This is a genomic window from Dankookia rubra, assembly GCF_004355005.1.
Classification (GTDB): Bacteria; Pseudomonadota; Alphaproteobacteria; order Acetobacterales; family Acetobacteraceae; genus Paracraurococcus; species Paracraurococcus ruber_A.
In genome coordinates, this window is the sequence record NZ_SMSJ01000052.1 from 1 (window position 1) to 12,748 (window position 12,748).

Consider the following 12,748-nt stretch of genomic DNA (forward strand, 5'->3'; position numbering starts at 1 on the left):
CGGCCCTCGCGCCCCGCGCGGTCGAGCGCGCCGCCGGCCGCGGCCATGCGGGCCGGCCAGTCGGCCGCCGCGGCCCAGCCGTCGTCGATCGCCAGCAACAGCGTGCCCTGGCCGGCGGCGCCGCCGACCCCGGGGCCGAGCACCGGCTGGGCCAGGCCGAGGATCAGCAGGGCGGCGGCCACGATCCGCAGCAGCAGCAGCCACCAGGGCGTGCGGGCCGGGGTCTCCTGGGTGACCGGCAGGTCGCGCAGCAGGCGCAGCGCGGGGAAGGCGATGCGGCGCGGCGCCGGCGGGGTGACCCGCAGCAGCCACCAGAGGATGGGCAGCGCCGGCAGGGCCAGCAGCAGCCAGGGGGCGGCGAAGGCGACGGGACCGAGACTTAGCATTGGGAAGCCGTGACGATCGCGGCAGGCATCCGTGCCGGAGCGGCAGGACCGGCGGCCACAACCCCGGAGCGTGGAACCTGGTTGCCTTGCTGCATGACGGGGGGGTCCACGCGGTCAGCCGCTATTGTGGCGCGAGGGCCTGCCACAGGGCCAGCAAGGCCGTCTGTGGAGGCTGGTCGACATGATGCGTCATGAAGCCCCAGCCGGCGGCGGCGGCGATGGCGGCGATCCCCTCGCGGTGATGGCGCAGGCGCTCGACATAGACCGGGCGGGCCTCCTCGACCCGGGGGACCAGGATCGCCTGGCCAGCCGCGCCGCCCCATTCGAACAGGACGCGGCCGGCATAGGCGCGGTTGCCCTGGCCGAGCGTCTCCTCCTCGGGGTCCAGCACCTGCAGGATATGGCCGCGCACCGGCCAGGCGGCCAGCGCCGCGACCGCGGCATGGATCTCCGGCAGCGGCGCCATGAAGTCGCCGATCAGCACCGCCCGCGCGTGGCGCGGCAGGCTGTGGTCCGGCATCGGCAGGGCGCGCGACTTGACCACGGTGGTCATGGTCTCGACCAGCGAGGTCAGCCCGGCCCGGCCGGCATGGCTGCGCCCGGCGCCGCCGATCAGCCGCACCCGCTCGCCCCCGCGCAGCGCCAGCGCGCCGAGCGCCGCGGTCAGCAGGTCGGCGCGCTCCCGCTTGGTATGGCGGTCGGCGGAGAAGACCCATTCCATCGAGCGCGAGGCATCCGACCAGAGCGCGATGGTCTGCGCCGCCTCCCACTCCGTCTCCCGGATGAAGAGGCGGTCCGACTTGGCGCTCTGCCGCCAGTCGATCCGCCCGGCGGCGTCGCCCGGCAGGAAGGGACGGAATTGCCAGAAGGCGTCGCCCTGGCCGGCCCGGCGGCGGCCGTGGACGCCCTGCAGCACGGTGGCGGCGACCCGGTCGGCGGCGACCACCAGCGGCGGCAGACGGGCGCCGAGGGCCTCGGCGCGCAGCGCGGCGGTGCCGGGGGACAGCGCCTTGCCCGGGCCCGCTTTGCCCGGCTCAGCCAAGCTGGGCCTTCAGCGTCTCGATCACTTCGGCGACCTGCACGCCCTCGGCGCGCGCCGAGAAGTTCAGCGCCATGCGGTGCCGCAGCACCGGCTGGGCCAGCGCCAGCACGTCCTCGACCGAGGGCGCCAGGCGGCCGTCCAGCACCGCCCGCGCCCGGGTCGCCAGCATCAGCGCCTGCGCCGCGCGCGGCCCGGGACCCCAGGCGAGCTGCTTGCGGATCATCGGGTCGGCGGAATGCTCCGGCCGCGCGCCGCGCACCAGGCGGAGGATGGCGTCCAGCACGCCCTCGCCCACGGGGATGCGGCGGATCAGCGCCTGGGCCGCGATGAGTTCGGCCGCGGTCAGCGCCTGGACGGGGCGGTCGTCGCGCGCGCCGGTGGTCGCCAGCAGCATGGCGCGCTCGGCGGCCTCGTCCGGGTAGGTGATCTCGACCTCGAGCAGGAAGCGGTCGAGCTGGGCTTCCGGCAGCGGGTAGGTGCCCTCCTGCTCGATCGGGTTCTGCGTCGCCAGGACGTGGAAAGGCAGCGGCAGCGGATGGACATGGCCGGCGACCGCGACCTTCTGCTCCTGCATCGCCTGCAGCAGGGCGGACTGGGTGCGCGGGCTGGCGCGGTTGATCTCGTCGGCCATCAGCAGCTGGCAAAAGACCGGGCCGGGCAGGAAGCGGAAGGCGCGGCGGCCGTCCTCGGCCTCCTCCAGCACCTCGGAGCCGATGATGTCGGCCGGCATCAGGTCGGGGGTGAACTGCACCCGCCGGGCATCGAGCCCGAGCACCGAGCCCAGCGTCTCCACCAGCTTGGTCTTGCCGAGGCCCGGAACGCCGACCAGCAGGCAATGCCCGCCGGAGAGCAGGGTGATGAGCGTGTGCTCCACCACCTCCTGCTGGCCGAAGATGACGCGGCCGACCGAATCCCTCACGCGCTGCAGGCGTTCGCCGAGCGCCTCGACCTCCGCCACCAGGGAAGCGGGGTCGCTGGCAAGCGTCGAGTTCCCGTTCATGCTGTCCTTCGTGGTCCCGGCCACTTCAATCATCCCAGACCCGATCCCTATATTGGCGGCGCAGCGTCCCTGGCGACGCTCCGGGGACATGGCGTCACCCGGACGTGTGAGACATGTGAATGGGCAAGCCTATGGCCAGGGGCGGCGCAGACAAAGCAGTGAATGGGGAGGCAGGCGTGCAGAACGGTATGAGGCCCGCGGATGGCCCGCATCGGGTCGCGGCTGTCCCGGCGGCAGGCCCTGGCACGGGTAACCCCAGGGTGAAGCATGAGGTCGGCAACTACGCGATCCGGATCGACCGCAACGGCGCCTGGTACCACGAGGGCGGGCTGATCGGCCGGAAGGAGCTGGTCTGCCTGTTCGCCAGCGTGCTGCGGCGCGACCCGGACGGCAGCTACTGGCTGGAAACCCCGGTGGAGCGTGGCCGGATCGAGGTCGAGGACGCGCCCTTCGTCGCGGTCGAGATGTGGTGGAAGGATTGCGACTGCGGCGACGGCCGCCCGCGGCAATGCCTGACCTTCCGCACCAACCTCGACCAGCTCGTCACCGCCGATGCCGAGCACCCGATCCGCGTCCACCTCTGCCCGAAGACCCGCGAGCCGCGGCCCTACATCACCGTCCGGCCGGGGCTGGAAGCGAAGATCAACCGCGCGGTCTTCTACGAGCTGGTGGCGCTCGGCCAGACCGAGATCCTCGACGGGCGCGAGGTGCTGGGCGTCTGGAGCGAGGGCGTCTTCTTCCCGATCGACGAGATCGGCGCGCTGGATGTCGCGGCGGAATGATGCGGGCTGCCGGGGCGGATGGCTGAGGGGGCTGCGGCGGCGTGACACCTGCGGAGATCGCCGCGCGCATGGCCGACCCGGCGGCGCTTGCCCTGGTCGGCACCACCGAGTTCAACGATTCCGAAGGCTTCCGGGCCGAGGCGCTGAAGCACGCCGCGGTGCTGGTGCCGATCGTGCTGCACCCGCAGCCCAGCATCCTGCTGACCCTGCGGGCGGCGAAGCTCTCGGCCCATGCCGGCCAGGTCAGCTTCCCCGGCGGCCGGATCGAGGCCGGCGAGACGCCCGAGGCCGCGGCGGTGCGGGAGGCGGCGGAGGAGGTCGGGCTCGACCCCCGGCTGCCCGAACTGCTCGGGCGGCTGCCGGAACACCATACGGGCACGGGCTTCCACATCACCCCGGTCGTCGCCCTGGTGCCGCCGCCGCTGAACCTGGTGGCCGACCCGCGCGAGGTGGAGGAGCCCTTTGAGCTGCCGCTCTCGGTCATCCTCGACCCCGAGGCGCCGGAGCGGCGGACGGCGGAATGGAAAGGGCGGACCCGGACCTTCTGGGTCTGGCCGCATGAGCGGCACTACATCTGGGGCGCGACCGCGGCGATCCTGGTCAACCTGGCCCGCGTGCTGCGCGGGCATTAGCGGTCCGATGACCGGAGCGCCGCGGGGCGCGGAGGCCTGAACCGGACCGCTCCGCAAGACGATGACCGGAGCGCCGCGGGGCGCGGGGGCCTGAATCGGACTGCTTTTCAAGCCGATGACCGGAGCGCGAAGGTCTGAACCGGAGCGCTTGCAGGCGTCATCGGCGGGAGGCGCGGCTGGTGCGTTGTCGTGGCATGATGTCACCCCGCTGATGGCGCACCGATGCCCTACCTCATCGAATTCCTGCTGTTTCTGCTGCCCTTCGCCGCCTATGCGCTGTGGCGCTGGTTCAATCCGGGGATCGAGCCCGGGCCGCGCTTCCTCCTCGCCGGGGTGATCGGCGTGCTGCTGATGTTCGTCTTCGCGGTCTGGTTCGGGCTCTCGGTCTCGATGCGCCCGCACGAGGTCTACGTGCCGGCGCAGCTCGGCCCGGATGGCCGCGTGGTGCCGGGTCACCTGGAACCGGCGCGGTGAGCCAGGACCCGCCTGCCGAGCGCCGCGCCCCGCCCGGGATCCTGCAGCACGGCGCACCGGCGGCGGTGCTGGCGGCGCTGCCCGGGGCGCGGGCGGTGGGCGGCGTGGTGCGCGACGTGCTGGCGGGGCGGCCGGTGCAGGATGTCGATGTCGGCGCCCCGCTGCCGCCCGATGCCGTCGCCGCGCGGCTGCGCAGGGCGGGGCTGCGGGTCTTCGAGACCGGCCTCGCGCATGGCACCGTGACCGCGGTGCTCGACCATGTCCCGGTCGAGGTGACCAGCCTGCGGCGCGACGTGGCGACCGACGGCCGCCATGCCGAGGTCGAATGGACCACCGACTGGCGGGAGGACGCGGCGCGGCGCGACTTCACCTTCAATGCCATGTCGATGGCCGCCGACGGTGCGCTCTGGGACTATTTCGGCGGCCGGGCGGACCTGGCGGCCGGGCGGGTGCGCTTCGTCGGCGATCCGGCCACGCGGCTGGCCGAGGACACCCTGCGGGCGCTGCGCTTCTTCCGCTTCCAGGCCCGCTACGGCCGCGGCGCGCCCGACCCGGCGGCGCTGGCGGCGATCCGCGCCGCGGTGCCGGGCCTGGCCCGGCTTTCGGCCGAGCGGGTCTGGATGGAGCTGAAGCGCCTGCTGGCGGCGCCCGACCCGGCCGAAGCGCTGGCGTCGATGGCGGAGACCGGGGTGCTGGCGGCGGTGCTGCCGGAGGGCGCCTGGCCCGGCCGGCTCGGCCTGCTGCTCTCCTCCGGCCTGCCGCAATCCCCGTTGGTCCGCCTGGCCGCGATGCTGCGGCCGGAGGTCGACCTGCCGGCGCTGGCGCAGCGATTGCGCCTCTCCGGCGAGGAGGCCGCGCGGCTCGACGGCTACCGGCACGGCGGGACCGTCGAGCCGGGCAGGGCCGACGCCGCCACGCTGAACCGGCTGCTGACCGAGGCCGATGCGGAGACGCTGCTGGTCCGCTCCTGGCTCCGCAGCGCGGCCGGGGCCGCCGCCGGATCGGATTCCGCAAGCGACGCCCGCCATGCCGCGGCACCCGGGGCGCTGCCCGAGGCCCGGAGGAGCCTCCCGCCCGGCCCTGCAGGCGCCGCGCCGCCCGGGGACTGGGCGGGACTGGCCGCGCGGCTGGCCGCCCTGCCGCGGCCGGTCTTTCCGCTGCAGGGCAGGGACGCCCTGGCCCTCGGCCTGCCGCCCGGCCCGGAGATCGGCCGGCTGCTGGCCGCCACCCGCGCCTGGTGGCTCGCGCGCGGCTGCGCCGACGATGCCGAGGCCTGCCGGGCGCGGTTGCGGGAATTGGCCGGGCGCTCGGCGATCTGATACCCCCCGCCGCCATGGCCGCCCTTCCCGCTGACGCTTCCTCCCGCGCCCTGATCCGCCGCCTGCTGCGCGACTACCTGGCGCGGCACCGCCGCGGCATCCTGCTGGCCGTGCTCTGCACCCTGGCGCTGGCCGGGCTGACGGCGCTCTATCCGATCGTCATCCAGCAGGGCTTCGACCGCTTCAGCAATGCCGATCCGGACCTGATCTGGCTGCTGCCGGTGGTGATCATCCTCGTCACCTGCGCCAAGGCCCTGGCCCAGTTCGGCCAGGCCGTCGCGGTGCAGTCGGTGGTGCTGCGGGTGATCGAGGCGCTGCAATCCGACCTGTTCCGCGCCCTGACCCGGGCCGACCTGGCCAGCGTGGTGCGCGACGCGCCGGCCCGGCACGCCACCCGCTTCACCGTGGATGCCGCGGCGATCCGGGAGGCGCTGACCAAGTCGATCAACGGCGCGGCCGACATCCTGACCGTCGTCGGCCTGGTCGGGTCGATGGTCTGGCTGGACTGGCAGATGTCGCTGATCGCCGCCGCGATGTACCCGATCGCCATCGTGCCGATCCTCCGCCTCGGCAAGCGCATCCGCCGCGCCTCGGGCGGGATGCAGGAACGCATGGGGGAGACCGCGGCGCAGCTGACCGAAAGCTTCGCCGCCGCCCGCGTGGTCCGCACCTATCGGCTCGAGGCGCAGGAGGAAGCCCGCGCCGGGCGCGCCTTTGCCCGGCTGCGCGAGAGCCTGTTCGCCATCGCCCGCACCCGCGCCAGCCTCGACCCCACCTTGGAGGCACTTGGCGGCTTCGCCGTCGCCGCGGTGCTGGGCTTCGTCGGCTGGCGCGTCGCCTCGGGCCAGGGGACGATCGGCGAGTTCACCGGCTTCGTCGCGGCGCTGCTGATCGCGGCCCGGCCGGCGCGGGCGCTGGGCTCGCTGAACGCCGCGTTGCAGGAAGGGCTGGCCGGCCTGTCCCGGGTCTTCGCCGTGATCGACGTGCCGCGGCAGGTGCGGGATGCGCCGGATGCGGTGCCGCTGCCCCCGGGGCATGGCCGGGTGGAGTTCGCCGATGTCGGCTTCCGCTACGACGGCACGCCCGATGCGGCGCTGGAGGGGCTGAGCTTCGCCGCCGAGCCCGGCCAGACCGTGGCGCTGGTCGGGCCCTCCGGCGCCGGCAAGTCGACCGCGCTGGCGCTGGTCCCGCGCCTGTACGACGCGACCGCGGGCGCGGTGCGGATCGACGGCGCCGACGTGCGGACGGTGACCCTGGCCTCGCTGCGCGACGCCATCGCCTATGTCGGCCAGGACGCGGTGATGTTCGACGACACCGCCTTCGCCAACATCGCCTGCGGCCGGCCCGGCGCGACGGCGGCCGAGGTCGAGGCGGCGGCGCGGGCGGCCGCGGCGCACGACTTCATCGCGGCGCTGCCCGAGGGCTACCGGACGCCGCTCGGCACCGGCGGCGGCAGGCTGTCGGGCGGGCAGAAGCAGCGGGTGGCGCTGGCCCGCGCCCTGCTGCGCGACCCGCGGGTGCTGCTGCTGGACGAGGCGACGAGCGCCCTCGACGCCGAGAACGAGGCGCTGGTGCAGGCGGCGCTCGCGCGGCTGCGGCAGGGCCGGACCACGCTGGTCATCGCCCACCGGCTGGCGACGGTGCGGGAGGCCGACCGGATCGTGGTGATGCAGGACGGCCGCGCGGTGGAGCAGGGGACCCATGCGGCGCTGATGGCCGGGGATGGGCTCTACGCCCGGCTGGTGCGGACGCAGGCCTTCGGCGGGGAGGTCGCGGCGGCGGCCTGAGCCGTCACCCCGGCCGCCGCAGCAGCACCAGCCCGCCGGCCGCGATCAGCGCGGCCCCCGCCAGCGCCTCGACCGGTGGCACCCGGCCGAACAGCAGCGCGTCCATCGCCAGGGCAAACACCAGCCGCGAGTAGTGCCAGGGCGCGATCGCCGAGACCTCGGCCCGCCGCACCGCGGCGGCGAGCGCCGCCAGCGCTGCCGTCTGCACCGCGGTGAAGACCACCACCAGCGCCAGCACCGGGACCGAGGGCATCCGCCACGCCACCAGCGCCGGCAGCGCCAGCAGCAGCGTCCCGCACAAGGCACCCTGCACCAGCGCGTCGTTCGCGCTTGCCACGCCGCGCAGCCGCCGGACCAGCACCTGGTACAGCGCATAGGCCAGCGCCGCGGCGACCGGCACCAGCGAGGTCACGGCGAACAGCCCGCCGCCCGGCCGCAGCATCACCACCATGCCGGCGAAGCCGCAGCCCAGCGCCGCCCAGCGCCGGCCGTCCACCCGCTCCCGCAGCAGCAGCGCGCCGCAGGCGGTCAGGATGATCGGGCCGGTGAAGCCCAGCGCCGAGGCCTCGGTCACCGGCAGCAGCGCATAGCCGAAGACGCTGATGGTGGTGGAGGCGATCAGCGCGAGCGCCGCCAGCCGCTGGTCCCAGGCCCGCGGCGGCGCCAGCGCATGCCGCCAGGCCGCGCCCGTCCCGGGCCGGGCGCCGGTGACGCCCATGGCCGCCACCAGCACCAGCGCGCTGCGGAGGAAGGTGATCTCCAGCGGGTCGAGGCTGCCGGACAGCAACTTCGCCAGCGCATAGCCGACGGCATAGAGCAGGTTGCAGAGCAGGGCGAAGAGAATGGCGCTGGTCATCCGGCCCTGGGCTGCGTTTCCTCCGCCGCACCGCGCCGGGGAAACCGGCCGCTGTCAAGCCGGGAGAGCACCGAATGGCATGGGTCTGGTTGGGCGTCGCCGGCAGTTTCGAGATCGTCTGGGCGGTGCTGCTGAAATACACCCATGGCTTCACCCGCCTCGGGCCGAGCGCGGCGACGCTCGGCGCCATGGCGGTCAGCTTCTACTGCATGTCGCGCGCCCTGCAGGTGCTGCCGATGGGCACGGTCTATGCCGTCTGGGTCGGGATCGGCGCCGTCGGCACCGCGCTCTGGGGCATGGGGGTGGAGGGCGACCCCGCCACCGCCACGCGGATCCTCTGCCTGGCGCTGATCCTGGCGGGGGTGGCCGGGCTGAAGCTGGCCACCTGAGCGTCGTGTCGCGCAGCCGTGTCCGCCCCGGCTGACGCGGCGGGCGGGCGCGGGGCTTCCGCCCGATGCGGGGCGGCAGGACGCCGGCCTGCCGGAGGAATGCAACAATGCCTGTCTTCACGGGAGGCCCGGGGCCCGACGTGCTGTCCGGCGACCAGGGCGGCAATCTCATCCTCGGCCGCGGCGGCGCGGATGTCCTGATCGGCCGCGAGGCTGACGACATCATCCTCGGCGGCGCCGGCCGCGACGTCATCGCCGGCGACACCATCCCCCGCCCCGGCGGGCCGGTCCAGCCGAGCGAGTTCGGCCCCTTTCCCGGCGCCCGCCCGCTCGGGCCGGGCGACAACCTGATCCTGGCCGGTGCCGGCGACGACAGGGTCACCGCCGGCTTCGGCGCGGATACCGTGCTGGGCGGGGCCGGGAACGACACCATCGAGGGCTATGGCGCGTCCGATGTCAGCCCGGTCGGCAGCGGCAACCTCATCGCCGCGGACGGGCCGGATCTGCTGGTCGGCGGGGCCGGGAACGACCTGATCCGCGGCGGCGGGGGCGCCGACCTGCTGTTTGGCGGACGCGGCGCGGATACGCTGGTCGGCGGCGTCGGCGTCGATACCCTGGCCGGCGGCGCCGGGGCGGACCGTTTCGTCTTCGGCCGCAGCCTGGAGCCCGAGGGCACCAGCTTCACCGCCGATACCGGCGCCGGACCCGGCCAGCGCGACGTCATCCTCGATTTCCGGGAGGGCCTGGACCGGATCGATCTCGCCGCCTACCGGAACTTTTTCCCGGGCCCGGGCGGGCAACCGCCGCCCGACTTTCTTGGAACGGAAGGGTTCGGCGACAGCAGGGCGCTGCAGGTCCGCTATGAGATCGACGGCTGCACGACCCTGGTGCAGGTCCTCGCACCCTTCGGCGACGCCTCCCAGGCGCCGGCCCCCTTGCGGGAGATCGAGCTGGCCGGGCGGCATGTGCTAGAGGCCGGCGACTTCATCCTGGCCTGATCGGGCGCCGCTTATTCGGCACCGGACCGCGGCCGGCAACGAACCGGCGCAGCTGTCGGGGCTTAGGGCGGTGTGCCGGCGATCGTGACCCTCACCCCAGCCCCTTCCAGATGGCGATCGCTGCGGCGATCGCGACCAGCAGCCGGTGCAGCAGCTCCGCCCAGGGGCGCAGCCGCTGCAACCAATGCGGGGGCGGCGGCGGGGACGGGTCCGGAGGTGGCTGGTCGGGCATGGGTGTAGGGTAATATTCCTACACTTGGCTTGTCCACCACGACAAACGTCCGGGGGCGCAATTGACGCTTCGCCGCAGGGCACAATAGAAGGCGTGTCACATGGAAGCCGCACCGCGCGCGGCCAATCCCAGGAGCGAAAGACATCCATGTCCATCATGCAGGACTCGCGCGAGGCGACCATGGAAGGTCGCCGCACCGACGGCACGCCCATCCGCCGGCCCCTGTCGCCGCACCTGCAGGTGTACGACATGATGCAGCTGACCAGCGCGCTGTCGATCGCCAGCCGTATCACCGGCGTGATCTGGAGCGTGGGTATGGTGATCCTGGTCTGGTGGCTGGTCGCCACGGCGACCGGGCCCGGCGCCTATGGCGCGGTGTCCTGGTTCCTTTCTTCCTGGCTCGGCGTGCTGGGGATGGTCGGGCTGACCGCGGCGGCCTGGTACCACACGCTGAACGGTGTCCGGCACCTCGCCTGGGATGCGGGCTACGGCTACGACCTGCCGACCACCTACAAGTCCGGCCGCGCCGTGCTGGTGGCCACCGCCGTGATGACCGTGCTGACCTGGCTGGTCGCCATCATCGCCTGGGCGAGCTGAGGGATCCCCACCATGGCCAATGAATACGCCAAGAACACCGTGCTCCGCTCGCCGCTCGGCCGGGTGCGCGGGCTCGGCTCCGCCAAGGGCGGCACGCATCACTGGTGGATGCAGCGCGTCACCTCCGCCGCCCTGCTGCCGCTGACCCTCTGGTTCGCGCTGTCGGCCGCCTCGCTCGCTGGCGCCCCGTACGAGGAGGCGCGGGCCTGGATCGCCCACCCCGTCAACGCGGTGCTGCTGCTGGCCTCGATCGCGCTCGCCTTCCACCACACGGCGGCAGGCATGCAGGTGATCATGGAGGACTATGCGAACCAGGAATGGGTCAAGGTGGGTTCCATTCTGGCGATCAAGGCCATCTGTTGGCTGCTGGCGATCGCCTCGGCGCTCGCGGTCCTCCGGATCGCGGTCTGAGGCGGATAGGGATACCGACCATGAACGCGATCACCTCACCTTCCCGCGGCGCCTACCGCATCGTCGACCACACCTATGACGTGGTGGTGGTGGGGGCCGGCGGCGCCGGGCTCCGCGCGACCTTCGGCATGGGCGCCTCGGGCCTCAAGACGGCTTGCATCACCAAGGTCTTCCCGACCCGCAGCCACACCGTCGCGGCCCAGGGCGGCGTCGGCGCCGCGCTCGGCAACATGGGCGAGGACGACTGGCGCTGGCACATGTACGACACCGTGAAGGGGTCGGACTGGCTGGGCGACCAGGATGCCATCGAATACATGTGCCGCGAGGCGATCCCGGCGATCATCGAGCTCGAGCACTACGGCGTGCCGTTCAGCCGGACCGAGGACGGGCGGATCTACCAGCGCCCCTTCGGCGGCCACATGCAGGACTACGGCAAGACCCCGGCGATGCGCGCCTGCGCCGCCGCCGACCGCACCGGCCATGCCATCCTGCATACGCTGTACCAGCAATCGCTGAAGCATAACTGCGAGTTCTTCGTCGAGTACATCGCGCTCGACCTGATCATGGACGAGGACGGCGTCTGCCGCGGCGTCACCGCCTGGTGCCTGGAAGACGGCAGCATCCACCGCTTCCGCGCCCAGACCGTGGTGCTGGCGACCGGCGGCTATGGCCGCGCCTACTTCTCCTGCACCTCGGCCCATACCTGCACCGGCGACGGCGGCGGCATGGTGCTGCGCGCCGGCCTGCCACTGCAGGACAACGAGTTCGTCCAGTTCCACCCGACCGGCATCTACGGCTCCGGCTGCCTGGTGACGGAAGGCGCCCGCGGCGAGGGCGGCTACCTCACGAACAGCGAAGGCGAGCGCTTCATGGAGCGCTACGCGCCGACCGCGAAGGACCTCGCGTCCCGCGACGTCGTCTCCCGCGCCATGTCGGTCGAGATCCGGGAAGGCCGCGGCGTCGGCCCGGAGAAGGACCACATCCACCTGCATCTCGAGCATCTCGGCGCCGAGATCCTGCACGAGCGGCTGCCCGGCATTTCCGAGACCGCGAAGATCTTCGCGGGCGTGGACGTGACGAAGGAGCCGATCCCGATGCTGCCGACCGTCCACTACAACATGGGCGGCATCCCGACCAACATCCACACCGAGGTCCTGAACCCGACGGCGAAGGACCAGGACCGCGTGGTGCGCGGCCTGATGGCGGTGGGCGAGGCGGCCTGCGTCTCCGTGCACGGCGCCAACCGGCTCGGCACCAATTCGCTGCTCGACCTGGTGGTCTTCGGCCGTGCCGCGGCGCACCGGGCGGCCGAGACGATCAAGCCGGGTGCCTCCCAGCCGACGCTGCCGTCCAATGCCGGGCAGGCGGCGCTCGACCGGCTCGACCGCGTCCGCAACTCCAAGGGCGGCACCTCGGTCGGCGAGCTGCGGCTGACCATGCAGCGGACCATGCAGACGCATGCCGCGGTGTTCCGCACCTCCGAGCTGCTGAAGGAGGGCGTGGAGAAGATGGACAAGGTCCATGCCGGCTACGGCGACATCAAGATCGCCGATCGCTCGCTGATCTGGAACAGCGACCTGGTCGAGGCGCTCGAGCTCGACAACCTGATCGGCAACGCGCTGACCACGATCCACGGCGCCGAGGCCCGCAAGGAAAGCCGCGGCGCCCATGCGCAGGAGGACTACCCCGAGCGCGACGACCAGAACTGGATGAAGCACACCCTCGCCTGGGTCGACGAGAAGGGCGGCGTGAAGCTCGACTACCGCGACGTCAAGATGCGCACCCTGACCAACGAGGTCCAGGTCTTCCCGCCGAAGGCCCGGGTCTACTAAGGAAGCATTTC

At 73.1% G+C, this 12,748-nt stretch carries 15 protein-coding genes; 10 read left to right on the forward strand and 5 right to left on the reverse strand.

Annotated features, from left to right (window positions below):
- The 3 genes from E2C06_RS25230 to E2C06_RS25240 form a co-directional block, all read right to left on the reverse strand.
- The coding region (locus E2C06_RS25230; protein ID WP_193560505.1) for a BatA domain-containing protein at positions 1-386 on the reverse strand (386 nt) is incomplete at its 3' end.
- Positions 387-507: 121 nt separating this feature from the next.
- Positions 508-1,428, reverse strand: a complete 921-nt coding sequence (locus tag E2C06_RS25235) for a DUF58 domain-containing protein (RefSeq protein ID WP_241671461.1) — start codon at positions 1,426-1,428, stop codon at positions 508-510.
- Complete coding sequence (locus tag E2C06_RS25240; protein ID WP_193560506.1) at positions 1,421-2,428, reverse strand: AAA family ATPase; 1,008 nt, start codon at positions 2,426-2,428, stop codon at positions 1,421-1,423. Before E2C06_RS25240 ends, E2C06_RS25235 begins: the two co-directional genes overlap by 8 nt.
- 260 nt (positions 2,429-2,688) lie before the next feature.
- On the opposite strand from E2C06_RS25240, the gene E2C06_RS25245 reads away from it, so the two are divergent.
- The 5 genes from E2C06_RS25245 (at position 2,689) to E2C06_RS25265 (ending at position 7,422) form a co-directional block, all read left to right on the forward strand.
- Positions 2,689-3,210 (forward strand): DUF1285 domain-containing protein, encoded by a 522-nt coding sequence (locus tag E2C06_RS25245; protein WP_241671462.1) that lies wholly within the window; start codon positions 2,689-2,691, stop codon positions 3,208-3,210.
- Between the two features lie 41 nt (positions 3,211-3,251).
- Complete coding sequence (locus E2C06_RS25250) at positions 3,252-3,842, forward strand: CoA pyrophosphatase (RefSeq protein ID WP_241671463.1); 591 nt, start codon at positions 3,252-3,254, stop codon at positions 3,840-3,842.
- A gap of 222 nt (positions 3,843-4,064) precedes the next feature.
- Positions 4,065-4,316 carry a hypothetical protein gene (locus E2C06_RS25255; RefSeq protein WP_133291356.1) on the forward strand — a complete coding sequence of 84 codons (252 nt, stop codon included), beginning with the start codon at positions 4,065-4,067 and terminating at the stop codon, positions 4,314-4,316.
- On the forward strand, positions 4,313-5,635 hold the full coding sequence (locus tag E2C06_RS25260) for a CCA tRNA nucleotidyltransferase (protein ID WP_241671464.1): 1,323 nt from the start codon (positions 4,313-4,315) through the stop codon (positions 5,633-5,635). The genes E2C06_RS25255 and E2C06_RS25260 overlap by 4 nt, the downstream gene beginning before the upstream one ends.
- 14 nt (positions 5,636-5,649) lie before the next feature.
- Positions 5,650-7,422, forward strand: coding sequence for an ABC transporter ATP-binding protein (locus tag E2C06_RS25265; RefSeq protein WP_133291357.1), 1,773 nt, complete (start codon positions 5,650-5,652; stop codon positions 7,420-7,422).
- A 4-nt stretch (positions 7,423-7,426) separates the two neighbouring features.
- Here the strand turns inward: E2C06_RS25265 and E2C06_RS25270 are convergent, their stop codons facing one another.
- Entirely contained in the window at positions 7,427-8,278 is an 852-nt protein-coding gene (locus tag E2C06_RS25270; protein ID WP_133291358.1) for a DMT family transporter, read from the reverse strand.
- Positions 8,279-8,352: 74 nt separating this feature from the next.
- On the opposite strand from E2C06_RS25270, the gene E2C06_RS25275 reads away from it, so the two are divergent.
- Complete coding sequence (locus E2C06_RS25275) at positions 8,353-8,667, forward strand: DMT family transporter (protein ID WP_133291359.1); 315 nt, start codon at positions 8,353-8,355, stop codon at positions 8,665-8,667.
- 107 nt (positions 8,668-8,774) lie between these two features.
- Positions 8,775-9,665 carry a calcium-binding protein gene (locus E2C06_RS25280; RefSeq protein ID WP_165982646.1) on the forward strand — a complete coding sequence of 297 codons (891 nt, stop codon included), beginning with the start codon at positions 8,775-8,777 and terminating at the stop codon, positions 9,663-9,665.
- A 91-nt stretch (positions 9,666-9,756) separates the two neighbouring features.
- Here E2C06_RS25280 and E2C06_RS37900 read toward each other — a convergent pair whose 3' ends face one another.
- Complete coding sequence (locus tag E2C06_RS37900) at positions 9,757-9,897, reverse strand: hypothetical protein (RefSeq protein WP_165982647.1); 141 nt, start codon at positions 9,895-9,897, stop codon at positions 9,757-9,759.
- 147 nt (positions 9,898-10,044) lie between these two features.
- On the opposite strand from E2C06_RS37900, the gene sdhC reads away from it, so the two are divergent.
- Genes sdhC through sdhA form a run of 3 tightly spaced genes read left to right on the forward strand, consistent with a single transcriptional unit; the run spans position 10,045 to position 12,737 of the window.
- Complete coding sequence (gene sdhC / locus E2C06_RS25285) at positions 10,045-10,494, forward strand: succinate dehydrogenase, cytochrome b556 subunit (protein ID WP_133291361.1); 450 nt, start codon at positions 10,045-10,047, stop codon at positions 10,492-10,494.
- Between the two features lie 12 nt (positions 10,495-10,506).
- Positions 10,507-10,905 (forward strand): succinate dehydrogenase, hydrophobic membrane anchor protein, encoded by a 399-nt coding sequence (gene sdhD, locus E2C06_RS25290; RefSeq protein ID WP_133291362.1) that lies wholly within the window; start codon positions 10,507-10,509, stop codon positions 10,903-10,905.
- A gap of 20 nt (positions 10,906-10,925) precedes the next feature.
- Positions 10,926-12,737 carry a succinate dehydrogenase flavoprotein subunit gene (sdhA, locus tag E2C06_RS25295; RefSeq protein WP_133291363.1) on the forward strand — a complete coding sequence of 604 codons (1,812 nt, stop codon included), beginning with the start codon at positions 10,926-10,928 and terminating at the stop codon, positions 12,735-12,737.
- Positions 12,738-12,748 lie beyond the last annotated feature (11 nt).

Excerpts from the sequence above, each read along its gene's own strand:
- E2C06_RS37900 (WP_165982647.1), bottom strand. The coding sequence starts at position 9,897 with ATGCCCGACCAGCCACCTCCGGACCCGTCCCCGCCGCCGCCCCCGCAT.
- E2C06_RS25265 (WP_133291357.1), top strand. The coding sequence starts at position 5,650 with ATGGCCGCCCTTCCCGCTGACGCTTCCTCCCGCGCCCTGATCCGCCGC.
- E2C06_RS25280 (WP_165982646.1), top strand. The coding sequence starts at position 8,775 with ATGCCTGTCTTCACGGGAGGCCCGGGGCCCGACGTGCTGTCCGGCGAC.
- sdhC (WP_133291361.1), top strand. The coding sequence starts at position 10,045 with ATGTCCATCATGCAGGACTCGCGCGAGGCGACCATGGAAGGTCGCCGC.
- E2C06_RS25275 (WP_133291359.1), top strand. The coding sequence starts at position 8,353 with ATGGCATGGGTCTGGTTGGGCGTCGCCGGCAGTTTCGAGATCGTCTGG.
- sdhA (WP_133291363.1), top strand. The coding sequence starts at position 10,926 with ATGAACGCGATCACCTCACCTTCCCGCGGCGCCTACCGCATCGTCGAC.
- E2C06_RS25255 (WP_133291356.1), top strand. The coding sequence starts at position 4,065 with ATGCCCTACCTCATCGAATTCCTGCTGTTTCTGCTGCCCTTCGCCGCC.
- sdhD (WP_133291362.1), top strand. The coding sequence starts at position 10,507 with ATGGCCAATGAATACGCCAAGAACACCGTGCTCCGCTCGCCGCTCGGC.
- E2C06_RS25270 (WP_133291358.1), bottom strand. The coding sequence starts at position 8,278 with ATGACCAGCGCCATTCTCTTCGCCCTGCTCTGCAACCTGCTCTATGCC.
- E2C06_RS25240 (WP_193560506.1), bottom strand. The coding sequence starts at position 2,428 with ATGAACGGGAACTCGACGCTTGCCAGCGACCCCGCTTCCCTGGTGGCG.